Source organism: Rhodococcus sp. NCIMB 12038 (genome assembly GCF_002165735.1).
Taxonomy (GTDB): domain Bacteria; phylum Actinomycetota; class Actinomycetes; order Mycobacteriales; family Mycobacteriaceae; genus Rhodococcus_F.
The window spans coordinates 54,527-77,212 of sequence record NZ_NHML01000018.1 but is presented as its reverse complement, the minus strand read 5'-3'; the positions used below and the strand labels follow the sequence as shown (position 1 = coordinate 77,212).

Below are 22,686 nucleotides of genomic sequence, written 5' to 3'. Positions count from 1 at the left end.
GAATTCACCCACGCGCTGCGCGCTGGGTCAAGGGTTTAGCTTGTTGCATAACGGAATCCGAAGAAAACAAAATGATCACCTCGGAAGTCTTCATTACCAACGGGATTGGCCGAATCCAGCGGTGCGGAACCGTCCCGTTCGATCACCGCACCGCTGATTCGTTACCTACTGGTCCTGATGGGCCCGCACCGCCGCGGCACGCAGCTGCTCCCACAGTGCCGGGTTCATCCCGTGGTTGAGAAACTGCTCGAACAGCTTCCCGAAGGAGTGCGCGGGATCGAGCGCACGGCCCACGTTCACCGCCTCACGTGCCAGCGCGGCGTGACGGCTCACCCAATGAAACACTCCGGCAAGAATGATCACCGCACCGGCGAGATCATGGGGCAATACCGCCCCGACCTGACGCATTACCTCGGCGGCGGCATCGGCATTGTGTGCGTCGATCCGGGCGAACAGCAGATCACGCACCGGCACATCGTGCATCGCGGCCGCGATGATCGCGGCGTGCTCGTCCGTGACGCTGATGCCCCGCTCCCCCGCTCCGGTGGTTCCCCCCACGTACGGTGCCAACGCGAAATCGTAGGCACGGTCGGCGGCGTTCTGCGGGGCCATCGCGGCCAGAATCACGCGCTCGCGCCCGAAACCAGCGGCCACGATAGCGGCGCGGCCTGGACCATGCTGGGCCGGGGCGAAACTCGCTCGCATCTCGGCGCGGGTCATGAGCGTGGTGGAGCCGACCACGAGTGCCTTGGCGATGATCGGGTGCGCCGCCAGATCGACCGGCATGCCCGGCTGCCCGATCAAGGACCCGGCCCCGTGCCACTGACGCACCAGACCATCGGTGAACACGAACACCGGGGTCACCGCATCGGGGCGAAGCCGCTCGAGGATCGCGCCCACCACATCACCCCGCTCGGCCGGGCCGAACACCACCGCCAGCATCGACTGACTCTCCTCGAACGGTGCGGCGCTCTTCAGTGCGTCCAAGATGCGCCCCGACTCCCGCTCCGCATCGTCACCCAACTGGACCAGCATCACCGCCGCCGGGTGGCGGTCAAGGCTCAACACCGCCACCTCGTCGACCGGAAGATGACCGCCCAACGCGACCGCACCGGCAACAACATCGGACGGCGAAGACATACGAAAAACACTCACAGCAAAACCCCTTTGGGTCGGATGGGCGAGTTGGTCAGACTCACCCGTGGAATGGACTTCCGAACACCCCAGAACCTAGCCGAAGCCTCCGACAAAAACCCGCATTGAACTGCGCCTATGTCCCCGGCACACCCGGTGCCGGGGACATAGGCGCATACAGCTGTGACCGGTGGCCGGTCGGGCGCCGGCCACCGGTCACAACAGCACTGGACTACTGGTCGGCGACACCCTTGGCCACACGTACGGCCGCGCACAACTGATCCCACATCGACGGGTTCAATCCGGCGTCGAGCATCTGCTCCATCACCTGACCGAAGGGGTGATCCGGGAACGCCCCGAGTCCGGCAGAGATCGCCTCCCTGGCCGCTACCGCGTCCCGACCGACCCAGAAGCTGGCCCCGGCCAAGATCAGCGGGGCGGCCGCCGGATACCGCATCGTCACGGCCGCAACCTGCCGCCACATCTCGCCCAGCGCCCGGCCACGCTCGACAGTGATGCCCGACAGCAGCGCATCCCGCACCGGCGTATGCCAGGCCGCCGCCACCAACCGCGCCGCGTGCTCATCGCTGACGCACACCCCGCGAGTCTCGTACTCCACGAGATACCGGGCGATGACATCACGGGAGAGCTCCTCCGCCGCCCTGAACGCGTCCTCACGGCTCATTCGGCGCACTTCCGCTGTGGCGGCCTCGGTGACCGCCTGTGCTCGCTCCTCGCCGAGCTGAGCCGACGCAAACCATGCACGGATCTCCCCACGCGTCTGCAGCCGTACCTTGCCCTCCATCAAGGCCAGCGTCACGACCGGATGCGACGCCAGGTCGCCGGATTCCCACTCCCCCGGCAGCGGATGAAACCGCCGAGCCTGACCCTGGAAGTACGCGAAGACGTGAAACGCCCGATCGGGCGCAGACTCACGCAGCGCCTGCACCACCAGCTCGGCGTGGGCCGGTGAGCCGAACACCACCACCAGAAGCGACTCGATGTCACCGACACGCTCGCGTGCGACCTCGACCCACTCCTCACGATCGGCCCACGACACAACCTCGGGCAGCTGGGCAAGCAACACCGCCCCGAACGCCTCCTCATCGAGAGGAGCCACCACAACCTCCGACATAGGCAAGTGCCCCGCCAGACTCACCGCCAACGCGGCCGCATCCACCGCCGAACTGATACGAATCGGTTCCATCACACAAACCCCTTTTGGGTCGATGAGTGAGCTGGTCAGACTCACCCGCTGAAATTTGGACTTACTGCACCTCGAAAACGAGCCGAACCCAGCGACAAAAACACCCCCGGAACAGCGAAAACGTCCCCGGCACACCCGGTGCCGGGGCCGCCGGCAGAAACTGACTCGGCGGCGCCCAGCGGCCGGCCACGGCTACACGCTGGACACCACCGAGTCACGCTCAATTAGGCTGTGCAACTGAGCCTTTTCCAGTGCGGCATGCGCGTGAGCCGAGCAATACTCGCGCGCGCCCGATCGATCCATTCCGATTGCGCGTCCGGCGCCAGCACTGACCAGTCCAGCCCGGTCAGCGTCGAGCAGTCCAGCGCCGCGACCGTCTCGATCGGCACCAGAAGGCGCCATGCCGCCAGACGGAAGACATCGGCGAACTGAGTGTTCACCGGAGGCCACTCCGAACCAGGCAAGCACTCCATAAAGGCCTGTGCCGCGGCATCTTCCACCCGCCGCGAAACCGGGTAGTGCCGTGAGCACCGAAACTCGCCACTGTGGATCTCGGATCGGAACTGATTCATGACCGGGCGTCCTCCACGTCGACAAAGGTCTCCGCCGGCTCTTCCTGAGCCTCGGCGCGGATATGGCCGCTGAGCTCGTGATACGCAACCTTGTCCGTCCAGCCCCCGTCCACGATCGAAGGGATGCTCACGGTCTTCCTGTTCACACGAACGACCCTGTACCACTGGCCGCGACGCTGAACCTGATCACCCTTCGCGATGTCATCGGGCCCGTAGTTCGTTGCTTGCCCCGACGCGATCTGCTCCGCGCGAACTCCCTCCCAATACGCGATCTGATCTGCGCGTTCCACCATCCGAGCAATAATCGATTCCCGGTAAGCACCCTCGACCGGCGCAGTCTTCTCGACCTGCTTGACTCCCCGCACGACGAACAATGTCCGATTGTGCCCGTCCAAAAGCCGCTGATCTGCACGCTGGCTCGCCTGCAGCGAGTCGATACGATTCTTGACCGTCTCCGGGTTGTACCGAGCCGACGTCGTCACCGCCGCCGACTCAGCCCGCCGCCAAGCCTCCTTCGCATCCTCCTCGGCAGCCACGGCCTGCCCGAGCGTGCGATGCGCGGTCTCGATAGCCCTCCGGTGTCGCCTCTCCGAATGGTGCCCCACGTGAATCGGCTCGCCACCCTCCGGAAGCGCATCGTGTGCGCGCCGGTCAGCCTCCCATGCTTGGTCGGCCTGATCAGCTCGTCGCTGCGCCTTGTCTTCGAGTGCCGCGACGCGGCCGGCCTGACGCTCAATCCGATCGGCCTCGACCTCGGCAGTTGGCCGCGCCGTGGCATCGATCTCAACCCGTACCTCGAACCCAGCAGCGCGCAACGCCGCCGCAGTGCTCTCGATCAAGTGCAACTTCGGCGCCCGATCCCGGCTCCCGCGGATACCCCAGGTCCCGAGCGAACGAAACCACCGCCACCCCAGTGCTTTCAACGCCTCGTTCGTACCATCGCCGCGCGACGTCCCCTCTATCAAGGTCCCTTCGGCCGCACTATGTGAAATCGTCACCATGCCAGAACAACTCCCAAAACAAGGGGGCAGATGGTCAGTCCGCCCTTCAACAGGACAACACCGAATCTACCCCCACACACCGTCAAAAACAGCCCCTGAACAGTGAAAACGTCCCCGGCACACCCGGTGCCGGGGACGTTTGTGTCTAGCGACTGACTGACGCTGTAACCGACTGACTATCTCAGCGTTGAGATCGGCGTTTCCGCGGTCCAGATCCGCCCAGGGACTGCTTCCGGACGCTGTCGAGTGTCGCCCACAGCGCTTCGTTGTCCAGATCGCTTCGGTGCTTCTCGATGGCCGACACGAGCTGGTCAATCACTGCCCGAGCCGGTGGATTGAACGTCATTGCTGCCGCACCCGCCCAGGCGAGCGGTTCGTCCTCGCGCTTCAGGATCCGGTCGAGCGCACCCTCACACCGGTCGAAGAACTTCTCGGTGCGCTTAGTCTGATTGTCATCCTGATCGTTGGCTTCGAGCGCTCCCTCAGCGAGATCGAGAAATCCATTGATGATCCCCGTCGCGCGGTCACGCAGCACCGGGTCGAACCCGAGCGATGACCAGAATCCGTTCCACCGCGTGCGGTAATTGTGGTCCGAACTGAGCGGCACAAGGTGGTCGCGTATCAGCCGGCCGAGGCTGTTCTCGTCCAGCTCACGCAGCTGACGCGCCAAGAGTGCTGGCTTCGATGCCTCGGGCAACGGCTGCGGATCTTTCACGCGCAACCATGGGCGCGGCCCCACCGAATCGATCACGGCAGTGAGCGGCCCGACGATGACCACGAAAGATCGACCTTACGACGGTGCGAGCTCTCGGCGTGATCATCGAGCACGAACTCCGAAAGCAGCGCCTTGGCTCGTTGCTCGACGAAGCTGGCTTCGTTGTCCATGTTCATACCCTTCTCGTTTGTCATCTCAACTCCTTCGACACAGCTAACACCGACAGATCGACCGCCGGCGCGTCGTTCGACCACACATGTGTACGACCAACAGGAAGCAACTCCGGTAGCGGGTGCAACCTCCACGGCTCGATCTCATCGAGCACTTCCTGAGCAAGCACCACACCATGGAAACGCGTCGGCACCGTCGTGACATCGACAATGGAGCCCCGGCGCCGGCACTCGTTCATCGAGCGGGCCGAGCCGTTGCTGATCACAACCTGCTTCCAGGGCTTGCCAGTGATGTCAAGAATCGCCACGACGTGTGGCTCGAGCCAACCCCGCTCACGCCAAACAGGCAAAACTCCTTTGTCCTTCGGGAGAGCGATCTGGGCGATCGCCTCGCGGGCGTAGTCGGCCTGCTGCCGGCCCCGCAACTCAGACTCGGCGGCCGGCAGACGCAGCTGCTCGAGTCGACGATGTGGGACGGCCGCCAACTGTCGGTTGGAGCCGGCCAACCATCGCCTAACGGTGCGCGACGAGACATGCATAGCGTCCGCGACCGCCTGCGCGTCAACACTTCCACGCGCCGTTTCGCCGTAACAGGTCCGGAGCATCGCCTCGAGACGTTTGCGCGTCCAGCGAGGTCCTTGATGGACGACCACAACTACCGTTCCACGTCGAAGCTGTTAATTTGAAAGAACTCCCACCCACCGACGTAGTCCTGCGCTCGCGTGTTCATCCAGTCGGTCATTCCCTTGTCGCCACCGCGTTCATACGCACTCCACATCGCCTCGACCTGGTCGGGCGTCAGCGTCAAGGTGATCAGCCGATCGCGGGCATACTCCCGCGGTCCCGGACCCTGAACAGCATCGATCCTGATCTTGCCGCCGTATTTGGCCAGCGCCTTACCTTGTTTGCTGCTTCGCATAGTCGACATCGCCGCGCGACGTGCGCTCTGCGTAGATGCCGCGCGTTTGGCCTTGTGGGCTAGGGCTTTGAGGGTCTCGGCTCGTGGTTTGGCGATTCGCTGCCGGCCTTCCGGGGCCAGCCAGCGTTCCACGGTGCGTCGAGAGACCCCAAGATCGCGTGCTGCGGCGGCAGTGTTGATCTCGCTCCGTTTGCCGGGCCCGTAAGCGGCAAGCAGCTGAGCCTTGAGGTTGGCGGATCCAGGTCGACCGGAAGTGTCGGCGCCTCGGCGTCCGGTCAGCTTGCCGAAGAATTCCGATTGTAGCTTTCCGCGCTCAGCGCGCAGCACTTCACGCACCGCTGTCTGGGTAACACGAAGTTCCTTGGCGGCTCTTGCGACATTGATCTGGTTGTCCACCACAGAGCCGTAGTCCGCCAGACTGTCGGCGATCCGCGAATAGGCAGTGCGGTTGAGGGGTTTCCGTGCCATCACGAGTCACTTCCAGCGCTGATGTCGGCGGACATCCACTCAGCCGGTGCGATCAGATCCGACTTGCCCCGGTAGCCCTTGCTGTCCAGGTACTGCTGATGTTCGGCGAGGAGTGCGGATCCTTCCGGCTTGTACTGGCCGAAACCACGTCCGAATTGCTTCGGTCCTCCAGGCCACGCCAGCTGGGGATCGGATTCATCCGACACGTAGAGCACGGTGTCCTTGGTGACTGCGACGGGCCATTGTCCGGTGTCTTCGCCGATCTGAGCTATCCGGTACATGATGTTGGCCCGCGACTTGGCGACGATGTGGTGGTGACGCTCTGGTGAATATCCTGGGCGTCCTGCCAAGTGCAGATCGGAATTGAGAATGCCGATCGTGTGCGTATAGATGACTTTGTTCTGTTCGCGAGCCAACTGCGCGTCGAGATCGTCCTTGACGTCCAAGACGGTTCGCGCATCCCGGATCCGTTCGTACCACGGGACGAGGACCCGTCCGTGGTCAGGCCACACGTAGGCCTCCAGAATCTCTGGTTCGTACCCGAGACTGCTGGCGCGTTCGAGGGTGGGTGTAGTCACCCACTTTGGCTCAGAAATTGACAAGCCCATCGGGTTAAGTGGATTCGGGAGCCGCCAGTCCGCGCACTCGGGGATCTCCACGAGCCAGTACCCGGGGAGCTTGCGATCGAACGGTAGTCCGTTCGAATGATGCACAGGTTCGCCGATTGGAAGTTCGAGGCCGGCGATTCCTGCCGCGTACGACCCGCCGCGGTCGAAGGCATGGACGTAACGGCACTTCGCTTCGTCGTCAGACAAGGTCCGTGACCAGTCGATATCCGCTTCGAAGATCTGGAACTTCTTGGCGAACTCGGCATCGGAGGATGCGAATACGCGCTTCCACTCCTTCGGCCGGGCGGCGATCATCAGGTCGATGCCCGTCGATGCCGGGCTCACAGCCCAGGGGAAACGCAGAGCACCTGCAAGCAGTGACAGGCGCCGCGCCAGAACGGCGGGTGCCGGCGAGTCACCAAGAATGGGCATCTCCTTGGGGTCTTGGCTCATGCCGGAGACCAGTGCCACCCAGACACCACGCGTCTCGCCCTTCCACACGCGGGTCCAAGTGCCGAGCCGGTCCCCCTCCTTGCCGCCGAGCTGCCAGCCCTCGGAGAGAGCCTCTGTGACGAACGGAGATTGTGCGGTCAGTTCCTTGATCCGGTCGTTTCGGTTGCGCTTGCCCAAACTGCTGGTGTCGATTCCCACGTGCTGCGCCATCGCGTCGGTGATCCAGATCTGCCCAGGCACCGACCATTTGTCCGACGTCCACGTGCCGAGGTTCAACGTCGCTACGAGTTCCGCGACATCGCCGACATGGGTGATCGGCGCGGCAAGGTCGTGACGGGTGCCATCGGGTAGCCATGCGCCATCGACGTCGAGTACTGCCGCGGGTGCGGTGAAGGTGGTCGGTGCTTCTCCTGCTGCAGGATTCGGCGCCGGGGTTGTCGTGATCGGCTGCTGCGTGGTCTCCGCCGTCGCGACGATGGTCGGCGTTGCTGCAGCAGTGTCAGGCGACGTCGTTTCGACGGGAGCCGACTCCAGCTTGTCCACAACCATTGGCGAATCTTGTCCGACTGTGTCGCCGGTTGCTGCAGCTGCAGATCGGGTGGCGGCGGTGCTCTGCCACCAGCAGGGAAGGTGCATCACCAAGCCGTCGATCTGCCATCCGGCGTCCTCGCCGCCGCACAGGGCGCAGGTGGAAACCGGTGAAATCTGCACTCCATCAGCGAAATGCCCCTCGGCATCGGTCTCGATAGCCATCTCAGGCTCCTGTTCGGAATGAGAGCTGGTCAGGCTCATGACTTCGTTGGACGAATCACCCGAAGCTACGCCGGGCGCTGGACTGTTCAGATCGGCGAGCCAACCGTCGAACAGAGCCGGACCGCTGGGTACATCAGGCGTGGACGAGTTGCTGGAATCGCCGCCGGGTGTCGGGTCACTTGATCCTGCATCGCTGGTTACTTGGTCTTCCGGATCATCGCTACCGAGTAACTTGTGTAGCCGCAGTGCAACCATGCGCTGCCTGCGGTTTTCGCACTTGACCATCCGCTGCACCGTGTACCGCGGCATCCGGCCTTTCCGTTCCTCCGCGATCAGCACGCCCTCGTCATAGAGAGCCCTCAAGGCGGTACCACGATCGATCTGCAAGGTATCGGTCATCGTCTGACCAGTGGTCTTCAACACCTGTTCGAGGGCCATCGGGTCCAACAAGACTTGTGGTTGACCATCGCACGGCCGCGGGTTAGCGACGACATATCCCAACCGAACGCCTCGACCTTCCGCACGCCATCGAGGGGTGCCGTCGGATGTTTCACCCACCACACTGCGCCGCCATCCAAGACATGCAGCCATCGACCAATCCGCTGGAGCTTGCCCGGTGTCGACGTCTTCCACGTAGGCGTGACCATTTCTCAGTGCGTGTACCAACAACTCCCGTACTCGCGCACCGGTCCGCATGGGCAGATCTGGGTCAGTCGCCGCAGCAGCGGCATCAGACAAGCCCATCGTGACCAGGTCCCCGACCTGCGCGACTTCGTTCTCTGTTAACGCTCCGACATCAACAAGGAAACGTGACATCGCATGCCAGCCCGCCCACAGAGACCCCAAAGCGTCTGCCTGACGAACACTTTCACCACTCGTGCGCAAACGCTCGCTATACCGCTCACCTTCGGCAAACGCCTCAGCGCGGACACTATCCAACCGAGGACATAACCACTGCAGGTACGTGGCCATCAACAAGGCACGGCCATGACGGGAATGCGCAGTATCGAGTTCCTTCAAAACATCCAGGTCGATTTCCCGCGCCTGCAACGGCACCACGAGCATCCGCTGAGCTGCAGATCCTGGCCGCGGCATGATCTCGGAGGTAACCAACGCAGACGCGCGTGGCGGGGTTCCGTCCAGAACACCGAGACCATCACGTGTGCTTCTCGAGCGTTGCTCACCGTTGTGCACCATGCGAGCGAACTCTTCGAGCGCCTTCTGCGCAGTCCCGAAATCTCGAGTTGGTGCGACATCGTCCGCCCAGTACAGAGCGTCTTTTGCGGCGTTAAGCTTGATACGCAATGCATTCAATGTGTCGCCGTTGCCCGACATCGATGTCGCCGGTCGCCGGCGATCCCATTTCTCTCCCCAGTGGTGCATCGCCAATGACGCGAGTGATGTCTTGTAGCTGTTAGGCGATCCGACCAACGTAAGAACCCACGGGTTCGGACCCAATGCGGACCTGAATACCTGCCCAAGTAGAGCGGCCGAAACCCGCGTCGGGGTGCGTTCGAGCATCGAGCCGGAATGAAGAAGGAATGCTTCTCGGATCCTTACTGGGTCGGGCGTCGGTGCGGGAAGGTCATACATCTTCAGGGGGCCGGTCAGCAGAACGGGGGCTACCCGTCCACCGTTCTCGTCGATGGCTCCCCCAGCATGAACGAAGAACCACTTTCCCTGATCATCGCGGCGCCACCCGGTGGAGCGGTAACGCACCACCCGTTGGATTTCGCGCCCACCTGCGCCCTTGAGTGCATCTCGCAGCTTCGCCACTCCGCTGGGGCGAGAGTCGTAGGCAGGCGGACCTGGCAAGGTATCGACCCAGCCGCAATCCCGGTACTCCTTCGCCGGGATCCGAATCCGCAGAAACTCTCGGCTCTCCGGATGGGTGTAGCCGATAACCACTGCGGTGAGTTCTTGAGGTGCGGCGGGGTTGACTTCACTCTGACCGGCCATCGCCGCTCGGCCCATCAACTCCGGCTCGTCGACGTCAATACCCGCCTCGGCAATTTCGAGATACTCCATCTCAACGATCCGGGCATCGAGGTCCAGTACGAGTTTCGCCTGTTGATCACCGCTCTTGGTCGTGACGATTTCGACCAAGTTCCCGTCAATGATCCGATACACCGGAGCGATAACATTTCGCCCCCGGATCGTGTTCAGCGGCGTAACGAGGCTTTCCGAGCCAGACCGGACCGACTGTGAATCAACTGGGCTGAGCGACTCCTGAACCGCACCCGGTACGGGCTCAAGCTCGGGATCTTGCAGAATCGGCGGAATGGGAACTCGCGCGACATCGTGTGCCGCTCGCGCTGCAACACGCGCAGCACGCCATGCGGTCATGGCATTCTCGACCGCTTCTCCCGCCCAATCGGTGCCTTCAGCCGCGGCCTGCTGTCGAACTTTGTCCAGAAGTTCAGTCAGATCTTCGAAACGTCGCTCCGATTCGAGCGCCCAACGTTGTGCGCGTCGGAACTCTTCGTCTCCGTCCCGCCCATCTGCACGATCAGCTCTGGCGGTCGCCTCTGCCAGCGCAAGTTCGATTAGAGCTTGCTTCTCGATTACGTCGGCAGCAAAGCCGTGGGCAGCGACCTCCCCAGGCCGAACAGGGATCAGACCACCCCACGTCGAGTCGGTCAACCATTGACCGCCATCGACGTGGTCAGTGAAATCAGATTTAGGTGCCGCCAGTGCGGACAGCAAGAGCTGGACCTGGGCACCACTGCCACCCAATAGAGATGCGAGTTCGATACCCCGCTTCCATCCGACGGAGTCGCGATCGAGCACTACGCGAACCTCAGCGCCTTCGAAAAGGTCAGCACACGAGAGAGGGAAGTTCAGTCCGCCTTGAGCATTGGTCGTGGCAACCAGTCCAAGCGACTCGGCTGTCTCGACATCCTTCTCCCCCTCGAGTAACCACACAGGCGAATGGCTCGAGATTGCCGACAGCAGTTCCGGCAGTCGATACAAGACCGGTTCAAAACCCTCCGGCTTACGCTTGCGCCGGGTCCCTGCGGCATCCACGAAAACCTGTCGGAACTGCTTGTGCCGGCCAGCTTCACAGCTCGTGCATTCCTCTCGGATCACTTCCTGCACCAAGGCACCGTCGGCTGATACGTACGGGTAGACCTTGACCCGATCCCACCGGTGTTGCGCGTCCGGTGTTACGTCTGGGAACGCGATTCGGGCGGGCAGTCGTCCTCCCTTCGGCCTACGCCGCCCAGCACCACGTTGGTGCGGAGATCGGCCTACGCGTGTGAGCGCGTCGCGACCAAACAGCGGTTCGTCGAAGAGATCGGTCATCGACAACCCCAGGCCGTCGGCGATCTCCGAGACGGGAGCTTCACAGCCGTGGCAGTGAAGCAGCACCATTCCTCCCCGATGCCCATCGACCCAGGTCACTGACATCGACGCGTGACGGTCGCCATGTATTGGGCACCGTGCCATCAGTTGGGTAGAGCCGCGTTCGGTCACCCCGCCATTGCGTTCGGCAGCAGCACGAACCCGGTCGAATGACGACATCCGGCCGTTCTCAATAGCTCCAGCAGTGATAGCAGTCACGAAGCCGCCTCAGACACACGCGCCAGGAGATCTGGCAAGCGCGGTGCGGCCCGGGTTAGTATGGGCACAGGTCCCCTCCAGGACTCGTATTTATGAACAAGGTCCCCTCCAGGACTCAGTTCGTAATCAACGGATCGAAGGACCCCCGCAGGCCGCCAAGCAGTGGGGGTCTTTCGCTATTTATGGCCAGGTCATGCCGAGATTGAAAGTTCGTTGTCGGACGAATCGCAGACCGCATAGCGCTCGTCGTGGGCCCGTAGTTTTTCCGGGTCCAACTTCTTAAGGATGTAGTCGGGGACATCCAGGTTGTACGCACGGGCCATGACGAGCAGGGCGTAGTCGCCGAGTTCAAGTCCGAGCTCTTCGGCGCGTGCTTCGTAGAAGCTGTGCTGTTGAAGGGGTGCACGAACTGATATGCACTTGCGCGTTCCCTTGTGTGGCCGTCCCATGCGATGAGCCTAAACAGAAACTGCTTCGGAAACGTCGAAGGTCGTGTTGTCGGTGTGTCGCCGTTCATCGTGCATCCCCTCACCTTCACCAAAAATCCGCTTCTGGTTAGAGGAAGATCCTTCGGCCCAACGCTGTGTGACAGATGGGAAACAAGATCTTCGTCGCCGCATCATGCCGCGGAGCATGGACTGTTTCACCAAACTCGCCCGACCGCGGTTTCAGATGAACAACTACTCCTACGTGTGACCTGCGGGGCCAATCGGTGGGGAGTGGGGGGAGTGGGAAGAAATACCTGATCAAACGGTAAAACCCACTCCCCACGGCGGTGGGGAGTGGGGTGGGGAGTGGGGTGGGGAGTGGGTTCAAAGACACCCGAAGTGCCTTCGCCTGCACCACCGATGAGCTGTCGGGAATCGACTGAAAGGTAGGCGGCGAGGTTCTACTCCCCCGTCGCCCTACCCCATCGTCACTAGCGAGACACCGTCCGAAGATGTAGCGACAAGACACCAGCAAGAAGCCGGCTCCGGGACTTCGACCCGACCACCTTCACCTGAGCATCAAGCCAGTCCCGCTGAGCCGTCGTGAACCGGAACCACGTCTCAACGGGACCCTTGACCGCAAATGGCTCCTGATGCACGGGGATCCCGGCCGCGGATCGCCCGGCCACCGGCTGGAACAGGCTACGAAGTCCCGCGATCCCCACAGAATCGAAGGCCTCGATAACGACATCAGCGTGATCACATCTACGCTCGGCCGCGCGGCTCTGCAGTGCATCACGCGTGGCGCGATCCAGGTAAGCCGTCACGGTCACCTTCCCAATTTCCGTCGGAGGTTCGCCATCATCGTCGGTGACCGGAGTCGGGTCCGGGGCCGGCTCATAAATGGGAGCCTGCTTCTCGGTCGGTGTGGGTGCGGGTGGTGGGGTTGGTTCTGGCTTACTGACCGGCTCGGAGCGAACGGGCACGGGCACCGTAGAAGTAGGCGCGGGTGATTCGGCCAGAGCTTGTGGCGGCTCCTGCGCTGCAGGCGCCTTCTCGACAGGCCGAGGCTCCTCCGCGGCTGGTTCTACCTCGGTGACCGGGGTAGAGCGCCGCGGCTGGGTGGGGCTGCCAGCAGTCGGAAGGAGGCCGGCCAAACCCTCCGCTCGGTTACCTTTCGGAGCGAAAGCACTGGCAAGGCTCTTGCGACGAGGAGTGCTGGTTTCGGTCATGCCGAAGCCACCTCCTCGCTGATGGTCGACAGGCGCACGAGGATTTCGCGTGTCAGTTCTGCGTAGTCCTCGGCCAACCCGGACGCATTGCGCGAAAGTATCTGATCCGTCGGTTTGGCGCCCTTCTTCAAAGCGGCGAAACGTGCGACTTTGGCGACTTCGGTCTGCTGTTCCAGCTCATGGACCAACAAGCCCTCCCGGCGGGCATCATAGGCAGTAGATTCCATCGTCCGGATCCGGGATTCGAAGATCGGGGCGGCATCCCCGATCATCTCGTTGACGGATTGACGGATCTTCGCCGTGAGCTTGGTTGAGCGCGAGCCCACACCGAACAAGCAAATACCTGCCAACTGCAGCCGCGGGTTGACAGCTGGCAGATTACGGTCTGGATCACCATCCCGTGTCGCCGAGAACTGGCCGGCAATAGTTTCCAACCCGTCGAGGCTTGCGTCGTCCGCCCTGACCGGGATGACCACAGCCTGGACGACCTCCATCAGTGCCTCCATGATGGTCAAATCACCGGGCGGAGTGTCGAAGATGATCACGTCATAGTTGCGCGCAACCTGCAGGAGCATGGCGCGAACGAGCTGTCCGAGCCGCTTACCACCCTGACGCTGCTGCCGGGAAACCATGACGGCCGCCAGGTCGAACATCGCGGGACCACCCGGCACCACGTCGAGATTCTCGCGGCCCCCGACATTGTGGACGATCGGAGGCGCGGACCCTTGCAGGAGCGCGGTGAACAGTTCAGATCCGTCTCGCTTGTCGTAGCCCAGATCGCGGCACAGGTTCCCCTGGGGGTCGAAGTCACCGATCAGAACTCGGTATCCGGCGGCGGCAAGGAGTCCGCCGCAGTTGGCGGCACAGCTTGTCTTTCCCACTCCCCCCTTGCCGTTGAAGAAACCGAACGACACCGGCAGTTCCTGCTGCTCCGCAGTTGAGGTCTCGACGACATGCATGGACATGGCAGTTCTCCCATTGGACTTTGGTTGTGACGAGTGGTTCCCAGTGAAGCTAGCAGGATTCCTGGACAACTTGCTGTATGCCACGCGGGGTGAACCGTAGGTAGATCTGCGTGAGCAAACGCGTGAGATGCGACGGGGTCAACCGTATGAGGTAAGGCGGGTGGTCAAGCGTGGATTTAAGCGTGATGTCTGGCGTGATTATAGGCATGCCGGCCAGTGTGAAAACACGCGCGTGAACAGGCATGACAGACAGCGTGAGTTCAGGCGTGCTGACAGGCGTGTAGGCCAGTGGGAAGACACGCGGATCTAACTGTAGGTAGCAACGCAGGTATGCATGCGTGTGAATTCGCGTGGCGACAAGCGGGATAGTCAGCGGGACACAGTGCAGTGGTTAACGCGTGTGAAGCTGCATAGATAGCTACGTGACATCATGCGTGAAGATCTGCGTGAAGCCACGCATGGTGTCATGCAGGATGCTGAGCGGGACAACCTACGTGGACGTAGGCGTGATTAACCGCGATGGATTGCACGTGACTGCATGCCGGTAACCACACGTGTTGGAGTAAGTGATCGGACACGGAAGGCGATGCCGGTACGTGCGCGTGAACTTGACCCTGTCGTCAATGCGGGCAACACCACTGGTTGTAATACGTGAGCAGTTCCGTGCGCCGCTGCTGGTTCGAGCACGAGGGGGTGAACTGAATCAGATGCGTGATGGGGTGCCGTAATGCGGTGCTAGGCACAGTGCGTGAGAGCACACTGGCGCCCGAGCGGAAAACTCTGCGGATCGAACGTCGAGTGCGGCACAGGGCAAATGCCCCGTTGGGATGGGTCTACGCGCGTGGACGTATGGGGAAGCCTTTGCGTGAACAGATGCGTGAAGAGGTACAGACTTGCGCTCTACCTGTACTGATGCGGTGTTCTGCGGGGATCGCCGACGACGCCGCGCTGGCTTCGTTGGAGGTCTACCCGATGACTGAGGCCCGCCACAGTGAAGACGCCGATCGCATCGGCAATGTCCTGAGCTCGACGATATCCGTCGAGCTCGACAACGAGGTCGATCAAGGTGTCCTCGAGAATGTTCTCGGCGGCCGTGTACAGGTCCCAGAGTTGCTTGAGCTCCCAGGCCCGGATCAAAGGGTTCGAGAAATAGAGGCCGTCGACAATCCGTTGAACCCGATCCACCTGGGTGTTTGTTCTATCTGCAGGGCTCGACCAGGTCGCGAAGTGAGAGCTGGCCGAACAGTCGTCGACTGTCGAGTCCAGTTCGATGGCGACAGCGACCCAGGAAGTTGGGCAGATGAACCGACGCGCCTGCCTTGCAGCCTCTCCGAACGCGCGTTGGCAGACTGCGGCATACTCAGTGGCAGCACGCCGGCCCAGATTCAACTCGCGCAGATCCATCAGTGAGGTGAAGTCCTGGCGCCCGTGGGTGAATTCTGTAGCCGCGAGGAGCGCCTCACTGCCACTCCATTGAAAGCGGGACTGTCTGTATTGATCGCGGTGCCAGCGCAGATCTTCGATCCACGGACGGCCAAGCTCGAGGCCCTCACCGTTTGGCACCGTCATACGAACATGATGACATCGGGCGATAGGTGTGTCATCCATAGTTATGCAATCGTCCCAAACGTTTCTAAGGCATAGCTCTAGCGCACAACACATAGATACCGAGCATGAAATCAAAGCATCTAGAAAAACGCGCAACTAGTGCAACATGTGCCTCCCTGAAGCGTCCAAGGAGCATACCAACAGCGTCCCACACTCGATTATTAGTACAAGACAACGTAAACTGCCAGTCGTCCCATAGTCTAACAAGACTAATTAGATGCAAGACTGGGACGGTTATGGGACGAGGCTGGGACCCTATTGAGGCCGATTGCGCAGCACTAGTCGGTACCGCTCATGCGAAGTTGCGCTACTCTCTTCGGCGTATGTCAGTGTGGTCTATGTTCTTCTTACAACGTCACGTTTAACGTTGAAAGCGCGCCCTTCATGCACTGTTGGTCGTATGCACTGTTGGTCGAAGTAGTCCAGCGCGGACTGTATAAAGCACATCAAGATCATTTGGGTTCGAGCGGGCGCGCCTCGCTCCCTGTTCAGCATCGGAGTACATCGTCGTGACGCAGGAACATGGTCAACCTCGAGCCACCGGGGGACACCGTCCGTTAGCTTCGACCTTTCGGTCACCGGCTGCTCGATCGGTCGAACACATCGCATCCCAGTTCATTGAGGGTGGGGAGGATTCGGGAGTTGACGAGCCGTCTCGGGATGCGCCACCCGACCGAGGGCCCGTGGTGACGGATCCGGACAGCGGAGGGAAGTCGTCCAGCGTTCGAGTGCCGGCAAAGTGCCACGCGAAACTCGAGCAGCTTCGCGAGCAGACAGGAATGACCAACGGTCAGATCTTCATTGTCGCGATCGAGGCGACGCACGACCGTCTGCCCGAGTTGTTGTATCCCGGTGGCCGAATCGGGGGAGGGCTCTTCGCACCCCGAGGTATTCGCGCCAAAACGTCACGTGACGATGCCGAGACGCAAGTGACATACCGCCTGTTCAAGGCGGACTTCGATGTCATCGATCAACTTGTCATCGATCTTGCCGCGAAGTCGCGGTCGCATCTGATCACAGCGGCCCTGACGGGGTACTTCTTCGGGGACGACGAACGCACACAGGCGGCAGAGTAGCGCCGACGAGCCCTACTTCTTATTCGCGACTACCCAGAGCGCAAGGACAATCATCGGCGCAACAGCGACGGGGACGGGGACGGCGAGAAGTGAGTGGACGGTCGTCCCGGTTGCGGCGACACCATCGATCGCACTGACGAGAAGGGCCCCAAGAACCCACAACCCTGCAATATGCCGGCCGCGAAGGCGCTGGAAGATTCCGAGGATTCGCGGTGGGATCTGGAGATCGCGTCGGAGCATCTGGCTCTCAGTTCGTCATCGGGTCGACACTGGCAGTCTGACCCCCAGCTGCGAAATGTTCGAGCGCGTCGAAGCAAGCGACGGCCGCCTTTGCCATCTGAGCGGCGCTGTGGCGGGCGTTCCTCACCGAAACGCCCCAAAGGTTGCACGTCTGTTCGGCAGTGGGTGTGTGAGTCAGTGGTATCCCTAGAGCGCCAGCTGTCAATTGCCTGATATCAGCGCTCTGATACCAGGTGGGGGAGAGGTTGACCTCGGCGAACAGTCGGGTGAGCAATTGCGCGTGCTCGTCGGGGTTGAATCCGCCGGCGATGTGCCCCTCCATGCTGCTCGCGAGAGTCCGGAGACCGAGTACCGCAGTTGCGTCCTCTGTGGCTCGCTGTGACTCGGAGAGGTGATGTTCCAGTACCTTCCGGTGCTCGTGTCGATGGCAGCGATGTCCCTTACCTGGGGAATACCGTCACCGCCTACTGATGTCGTCACGTGTACTACGAACAGATCGCGACCACGGTACTCGAACTGTGAAGGGGGAGCCATGGCGTGCAGGGTCGGTGCGGACCTGGACTGCTTCGTTCTCGATGGGTGTCTTGCCCACCGGGGCCCAGAGGGGTCTGCGCCCGACTAGCCCGTCGTCTTCGTCCGATTAGTGGGAAAGTCCGCAAGAACTGCTTGGACGAACGCCTCGTATTGAGTCTCGGCGAATCGAGCGAAACGAGAAGTTAGGGCGACTCCGTCGTATCGTTGTCCATCGATCTCGATCGAGGTGGTCGGCTGATCGCTGCCGACGATTGAGTACTCCGAGATCGGTCGATGGGTGACGATGTCACGCGTCCGCTTTAGAAGGCTCCGAGCCGCCGATCCAGTGACTTCCGCGCGCCAGCGTTCCTGTTCGGCGTGCAGCCGAACACCATGGCTCTTAGCATTACGCAGGTGATCTAAATCTGATTCCCTGCCCCCGTGGGCGTCGTATTGGCCAGACTTTCGCAGCCGATAGGCCGCTGCGGCACAGAGGTCCAGACATGTCATCGCTGTGCGTGAGGCGTAGTCGACCGGCGCCAACATCAGGATGTTGAACTGTTCGTTCGAGAGGCGCTCCTGCATTTGCTTGTGTCCGTCCGGCTCGCGCGCCCATTCGGCCATCCCGGCCGCGAGCCGGACGAAGCCGACCTGGAAAGCCGCGGACGATACGAGATGTGACGCGGCCTGGTATCTGTCGCCGAGCTGACTGAGCCGAACGGAGACGAGGTTCGCGAGATTTAGCTGCTTCACGTTGACGGCGGAGTCGCCCATCTACTCAGTCTGGCAGTGGGTGCGTTGCGTACAACAGGGTCTTGCCCCGGATGGCCCGGGCGAGGAGGACCCCGTCGGCACTCGGCGGGGTCCTCCTCCGGCCATTCTGTTCGGAGTGGCAGGCGCCGCTAAGGATTCTTGAGGTTCGCGAAGTACGACCGTAGGGCTTCGGTGGACGGTGCTCGCTTACAGGCATGACCGTCCGGATACCCACCGGGGAAACGGAGTACCTGCTGCGGCCAGGGGATCGCAATGTAGATCTCGGCGACTGCATCTGGGCCGCCAGAGATGCGGATGTGGGCTCCATCCGGTTCAGTGGTGAGGATGTGGCCAGTGCCGTGGTCGCACAATGCGGGTAGGGCATGGGCAGCCCTCGCTGCAATAGCGTCCTCGACAAGGACGGTTGGGTATCGCACAGTGCAGTCACAAGGCGTCTGGAAGGCGGTCAAAGCACCCTCGGCTCTATGCGGGGCCAGGGCATTGCGATATCCCGGTGGCAGCCCTTGGCGCAACCCGTGTCGGTTCTCTTCACCCTGATTCTTTCCGTTTCCCATGGTCGGAGAGTAGAGGAATAGAGGGCGGGCGGCCTGACCTACGCTTGCGATCAGCGTCATCAGAAACGACGGCTTCGGGGATGCCGAATGATGAGACACTCACATCGTGGTGAGAAGATACGGCAGCGACCAGGATGTTAAGGCCCGACTTGACGTTCGACATCATGACAATGAGGTGGACGGATTCTTCGTCCCGCTCGTTCCTCCCGACGACGACCCAAGTGCTGCTGACGGGACGCGGATACTCAACTTCTCAGGTGACAGTTCGGAGCTGCGTATCTTCCCTATCTACACGTTTCCGGACAACGAGAAGTATCTTGAGCCGAAGTACCCGCAGATTCACACGTTGACGATGAGCGTGCCGGATACGGACGTCGGCGTTGTTGATTTCAGGGAGCTTCTTCTCGAGTGGCTGCCGAGCGGTTTCGTCACGGACTATAAATTTGGTCTGGGGCTGGTCAAGGACTGCAATCGCCTCGTGCGACTGATCGAGAAGCACACCGAGTGCGACGAAATCTACTTCATGGGAGGAACGAACGTCGCGGTGGCCGGGAAGCAGCTGCTCCTCGGCCTGGAACGCTTCGAGGCGATTCTTTCAGAGATCCGGCGAATCAACAGCCGCGGTTACGACGGTGCTGCGCGGGTCAAAGATGCATTCGTTCATAACGCACTGGCCGCTACCCTCAGCCTGGAGCCGGCGGTATACAGCCTCGGCCGCCACCCGGTGTCGCAGGTGCTGACGAAGGCCGCTGATGGCGTCAAGGAACTGACCGAGCAAGAGCAGGACGCGCTGATCGACACCTTCGCATCCGAGTCCGCTGCACTGGCGCGGACACGGCCGGAGACGTTTCTGAAGCTCCACCGCGACGTCGAGCTCGTGAATCTTGATCGACTCATTCAGTCCTACGAAGATGCCCTGGCTAGGGGCAAGAAGGAGGGGTTCTGGCAGAACTTCTTCGATAACAACGCCTTTGCACTCCAGCAGGTGTTCGGCACGCCAATGGTCAGTTTTCAGTCGAGTGCCTCTGTCGGTGGTGTCGGATTCGCCGGTAGTGGCGGCAAGGTTGCCGACTACCTCCTCAAGAATCCACTGACCAATAATGTTGCGCTGGTGGAGATCAAGAAGCCGTCGACGTCACTGCTCAACACTAAGGAGTATCGAGGGGGTGTGTTCGGTCCGTCCAAAGATCTCGGCGGCGCCGTGACGCAGGTGATGGATCAGGCGTATCAACTGATGACTTCCTTCGCGGGCCTGAAATTGGCTTCGCGGGCGGATCTGGAGGCATACGCGGTGTCGTGCTTCGTCGTTATCGGGCGAACTCCATCTTCGGATGACGAGCAAAAGTCGTTCGAGATGTACCGAGCAAACTCACGGAACGTGAAGATTGTGACGTACGACGAGATCCTGGAACAGCTCAAGCTGCTGCGTAAATTCCTTCTCCCGGAAGACAGCGAGCGCTAGCGGCGAGGGACCCGAGACGCCGAGAGAACGGCGGACCCCGAGGCGGGACGGTATCGAGTGATCGTCTGTCTGTCTCGGAATCGATTCGAATGAGAGACGACTCGAACTAGCGCATATCCCTATACTTCACGTCTGATCCCATACGTTTGACCGGACGAGGCGGGACGCAGCGTCGCAGTGTCGGGGTGGCCGGCCAATGTTCTGTCGACGTATATCGGACGACCGCCATTTCGATGATGAACGACCGGTTTAGGCCACGGCCTTGGCGATTGGCTCGCGGAAGTGGTTGGTCATGTCCTGTAGGGCCGTTGTGCCTGATACATCGACGACGAGTTCCCCGTAGTTCTGGTGAGTTCCGGACCCGATGAATGAGGCGAACTTCAGCCCTTCGGCACCGATCTGGGACAGGGCGTCTGCACCGTCAGAGCCTGCCAAGGCGGTGAGGTTCGAGGCGAGCCCTCCAAGGTCCCCAGCCTGTGACTGCTGGGTGATCTGCTGTCCGGTCGTCGTGGCCGCAGACACTGAACCGAGCTTGGATGCGTCGGTCTTCTGGCCACCGCTGAGTGTGCCCACCGCGATCTTCGCGAAGTCGAGGATGTGGGGGAGTGCGCCGAGGCCGGCTCCGATGATGTCGCCGGTCTCGATGGCGTGCCAGAGCTGCTTTTGGAGTTCGCCGGCGGTGTTGGCCAGACCGATGATGTCGAGGTTCCCGACGAGGCCGACGATCATCGAGATGATCTGTGCGGCGCCGGAGGGGTCGGGAATCATCGCGATCAGGGCCGCCGCGGTCTTGTAGTCGAGTCCGGCGGGGAGCTTGATGAGTGGCTCGAACAGGAGGTTGATGCGGTCGAACTCGGCGTGGACTGCCTTGACCTTGGCCATTGGATCGAGACCCGGATCGAGAACAATGTGTGGGATCCGGTTGAACAAGATGTCGAGGACTGCAGGGATGTTGTTGGCGAGGTCGAATGTGTTCGTCCCGATGTGTGTGACCTGGTTGATGAGCACGCTCGGCTTGATGATCGAGAGGGCGTCCGCCGCGAGTGAGAGACCGTCGGCCGGAGTGGCGGCCAAGGGGGAGACCTGGTTGGACAAGGTGTCCACCGATGTCTGCAGCTGCTGCACCTGATCTGGTGTGGAGGCGTTCTGAACAGTCTGCGCGATGGTGTCCGCGGCCTGAAATGCACTCCTGAGGTCGATGCCTTTGACCTTGTCGACTATCTGGCCGGCGGCGTATTCGGGAGTGGATGCGTCCGCGGTCATGAGCGTCTGTTCCACGGCCGGATTCTGGGATACCCAGCTGGTCGTATCGGCCACCGGAACAAGGGTGTTGGCAATAGCTGCCGCCGCCGATTCCATACTCGCCAGGTCCGGAGCGCCGGACTGCAGCTGGTGCTGCAGGGTCTCGATGTTGCCGGCCAATCCCGGAAGATTGACCTTCGAGTAGTCGGACACCAAGGCGTTCTGCAGACCCGCGGTGGTGGGTTGAGATCCATCGCTCTGCTGCGGGCCGGAAGCAGTCGGAGGCTGCGCAAGCACTCGTCCAAGTCCTGCGAGCAATCCATCCTTGCCGGCATTGGTCGAGCAGTAGAGGTCATCGGGGGCGCAGTACGAACGCGTGACTGCGGCTGTCTTTCCGAAGCCGCCCGGCCTGGCCCCCGCGATCCCGACACCGTCGACGGGAGGACCGACGAGAGTGTTGTCGCTATTCGAACTCTGCCGTGGGTCGGCAACAAGACCGACAGCGATCAACTTCTCTGCCGTGATCGGTCCCCTGTCGTGTCCGATCAACCATGCCAAGTCGCCGGCCACGTCCGCACCCTGGCTGTAGCCGCCGAGTGCGAACAGGGTGATCGGGCATTGCGTTGCACGGGTCTGCATCACGCGCGCGCCGGCCGCGATGCCAGATGCCTTACTGGTGCCATAGGTCTTGCCCTTGTTGAAGGCGGACGCTTCGTACGCCGGATAGGTGATCTTGATGGAGCTGCCGAACAGCTGGGAAAGAGGATCGGTGACCTGCTTGAGCAGACCTTTCGCGACGTCAGGATTAGCGGTCGAGTCCGTCTCGAACGTTCCCGGCATCATCACCACTTCCACTGCCGGGCAGCCCGATGATGCCGGCGCCGCCCCGGCCTGACTTGGCGATATAACCGCGATGAGCGAGGCGAGGAGTGCAGCGAGCAGGGAGGCGACGAGCAGGGCAACCCGGCCGCTGTCGTTGGCGCGACCGCCCGCAGAAGTTGGTGTGTGAAGGTGCGTCATGAGTGTTT

At 61.7% G+C, this 22,686-nt stretch carries 17 protein-coding genes; 2 read left to right on the top strand and 15 right to left on the bottom strand.

The features are described 5' to 3' along the window. Positions 1-165: 165 nt before the first annotated feature. From CA951_RS26555 to CA951_RS26485, 12 genes are all read right to left on the bottom strand, one after another. The gene (locus CA951_RS26555) at positions 166-1,140 is read right to left on the bottom strand and encodes a DUF4192 family protein (protein ID WP_087559673.1); all 975 of its coding nucleotides are present in this window, start codon (positions 1,138-1,140) and stop codon (positions 166-168) included. Between the two features lie 226 nt (positions 1,141-1,366). Further along, positions 1,367-2,254 carry a DUF4192 domain-containing protein gene (locus tag CA951_RS26550; RefSeq protein ID WP_256974090.1) on the bottom strand — a complete coding sequence of 296 codons (888 nt, stop codon included), beginning with the start codon at positions 2,252-2,254 and terminating at the stop codon, positions 1,367-1,369. A 311-nt stretch (positions 2,255-2,565) separates the two neighbouring features. Continuing rightward, positions 2,566-2,913, bottom strand: coding sequence for a hypothetical protein (locus CA951_RS44495; RefSeq protein ID WP_256974089.1), 348 nt, complete (start codon positions 2,911-2,913; stop codon positions 2,566-2,568). Beyond that, positions 2,910-3,914, bottom strand: coding sequence for a DUF3560 domain-containing protein (locus CA951_RS26540; protein WP_087559671.1), 1,005 nt, complete (start codon positions 3,912-3,914; stop codon positions 2,910-2,912). The genes CA951_RS44495 and CA951_RS26540 overlap by 4 nt, the downstream gene beginning before the upstream one ends. Positions 3,915-4,095: 181 nt before the next feature. Continuing rightward, positions 4,096-4,692, bottom strand: coding sequence for a hypothetical protein (locus CA951_RS26535; protein WP_087559670.1), 597 nt, complete (start codon positions 4,690-4,692; stop codon positions 4,096-4,098). After that, complete coding sequence (locus tag CA951_RS43530) at positions 4,662-4,823, bottom strand: hypothetical protein (RefSeq protein WP_155756151.1); 162 nt, start codon at positions 4,821-4,823, stop codon at positions 4,662-4,664. Before CA951_RS43530 ends, CA951_RS26535 begins: the two co-directional genes overlap by 31 nt. Then, positions 4,820-5,305 carry a hypothetical protein gene (locus tag CA951_RS26530; protein WP_235214911.1) on the bottom strand — a complete coding sequence of 162 codons (486 nt, stop codon included), beginning with the start codon at positions 5,303-5,305 and terminating at the stop codon, positions 4,820-4,822. Before CA951_RS26530 ends, CA951_RS43530 begins: the two co-directional genes overlap by 4 nt. 149 nt (positions 5,306-5,454) lie before the next feature. After that, entirely contained in the window at positions 5,455-6,186 is a 732-nt protein-coding gene (locus CA951_RS26525; protein ID WP_054247847.1) for a terminal protein, read from the bottom strand. Beyond that, the gene (locus CA951_RS43525) at positions 6,186-11,564 is read right to left on the bottom strand and encodes a telomere-binding protein (RefSeq protein WP_179220316.1); all 5,379 of its coding nucleotides are present in this window, start codon (positions 11,562-11,564) and stop codon (positions 6,186-6,188) included. Before CA951_RS43525 ends, CA951_RS26525 begins: the two co-directional genes overlap by 1 nt. A 191-nt stretch (positions 11,565-11,755) precedes the next feature. Next, on the bottom strand, positions 11,756-12,013 hold the full coding sequence (locus tag CA951_RS26505; RefSeq protein ID WP_011599879.1) for a hypothetical protein: 258 nt from the start codon (positions 12,011-12,013) through the stop codon (positions 11,756-11,758). A gap of 1,207 nt (positions 12,014-13,220) precedes the next feature. Further along, positions 13,221-14,189, bottom strand: a complete 969-nt coding sequence (locus CA951_RS26490; protein WP_087559665.1) for a ParA family protein — start codon at positions 14,187-14,189, stop codon at positions 13,221-13,223. A 900-nt stretch (positions 14,190-15,089) separates the two neighbouring features. Further along, positions 15,090-15,758, bottom strand: a complete 669-nt coding sequence (locus CA951_RS26485) for a hypothetical protein (protein WP_087559664.1) — start codon at positions 15,756-15,758, stop codon at positions 15,090-15,092. Between the two features lie 818 nt (positions 15,759-16,576). Between CA951_RS26485 and CA951_RS26480 the strand changes: the two genes are divergently transcribed. Next, entirely contained in the window at positions 16,577-16,873 is a 297-nt protein-coding gene (locus CA951_RS26480) for a hypothetical protein (RefSeq protein ID WP_235214912.1), read from the top strand. 247 nt (positions 16,874-17,120) lie between these two features. On the opposite strand, the gene CA951_RS26470 is transcribed toward CA951_RS26480, so the two are convergent. Further along, positions 17,121-17,435, bottom strand: a complete 315-nt coding sequence (locus CA951_RS26470; RefSeq protein WP_087559662.1) for a hypothetical protein — start codon at positions 17,433-17,435, stop codon at positions 17,121-17,123. Between the two features lie 296 nt (positions 17,436-17,731). Beyond that, entirely contained in the window at positions 17,732-18,400 is a 669-nt protein-coding gene (locus tag CA951_RS44490) for a hypothetical protein (protein ID WP_256974088.1), read from the bottom strand. Positions 18,401-19,129: 729 nt separating this feature from the next. Between CA951_RS44490 and CA951_RS26460 the strand changes: the two genes are divergently transcribed. Next, complete coding sequence (locus tag CA951_RS26460) at positions 19,130-20,416, top strand: Shedu immune nuclease family protein (RefSeq protein WP_256974087.1); 1,287 nt, start codon at positions 19,130-19,132, stop codon at positions 20,414-20,416. A gap of 249 nt (positions 20,417-20,665) precedes the next feature. Here the strand turns inward: CA951_RS26460 and CA951_RS26455 are convergent, their stop codons facing one another. Continuing rightward, positions 20,666-22,678: a cutinase family protein gene (locus CA951_RS26455; protein ID WP_087559661.1), complete on the bottom strand. Its 2,013-nt coding sequence runs from the start codon at positions 22,676-22,678 to the stop codon at positions 20,666-20,668. Between the last annotated feature and the right edge of the window lie 8 nt (positions 22,679-22,686).

Excerpts from the sequence above, each read along its gene's own strand:
- CA951_RS26555 (WP_087559673.1), bottom strand. The coding sequence starts at position 1,140 with ATGTCTTCGCCGTCCGATGTTGTTGCCGGTGCGGTCGCGTTGGGCGGT.
- CA951_RS44495 (WP_256974089.1), bottom strand. The coding sequence starts at position 2,913 with ATGAATCAGTTCCGATCCGAGATCCACAGTGGCGAGTTTCGGTGCTCA.
- CA951_RS26540 (WP_087559671.1), bottom strand. The coding sequence starts at position 3,914 with ATGGTGACGATTTCACATAGTGCGGCCGAAGGGACCTTGATAGAGGGG.
- CA951_RS43530 (WP_155756151.1), bottom strand. The coding sequence starts at position 4,823 with ATGACAAACGAGAAGGGTATGAACATGGACAACGAAGCCAGCTTCGTC.
- CA951_RS26525 (WP_054247847.1), bottom strand. The coding sequence starts at position 6,186 with ATGGCACGGAAACCCCTCAACCGCACTGCCTATTCGCGGATCGCCGAC.
- CA951_RS26505 (WP_011599879.1), bottom strand. The coding sequence starts at position 12,013 with ATGGGACGGCCACACAAGGGAACGCGCAAGTGCATATCAGTTCGTGCA.
- CA951_RS26490 (WP_087559665.1), bottom strand. The coding sequence starts at position 14,189 with ATGTCCATGCATGTCGTCGAGACCTCAACTGCGGAGCAGCAGGAACTG.
- CA951_RS26485 (WP_087559664.1), bottom strand. The coding sequence starts at position 15,758 with ATGACGGTGCCAAACGGTGAGGGCCTCGAGCTTGGCCGTCCGTGGATC.
- CA951_RS26480 (WP_235214912.1), top strand. The coding sequence starts at position 16,577 with ATGACCAACGGTCAGATCTTCATTGTCGCGATCGAGGCGACGCACGAC.
- CA951_RS26470 (WP_087559662.1), bottom strand. The coding sequence starts at position 17,435 with ATGGAGGGGCACATCGCCGGCGGATTCAACCCCGACGAGCACGCGCAA.
- CA951_RS44490 (WP_256974088.1), bottom strand. The coding sequence starts at position 18,400 with ATGGGCGACTCCGCCGTCAACGTGAAGCAGCTAAATCTCGCGAACCTC.
- CA951_RS26455 (WP_087559661.1), bottom strand. The coding sequence starts at position 22,678 with ATGACGCACCTTCACACACCAACTTCTGCGGGCGGTCGCGCCAACGAC.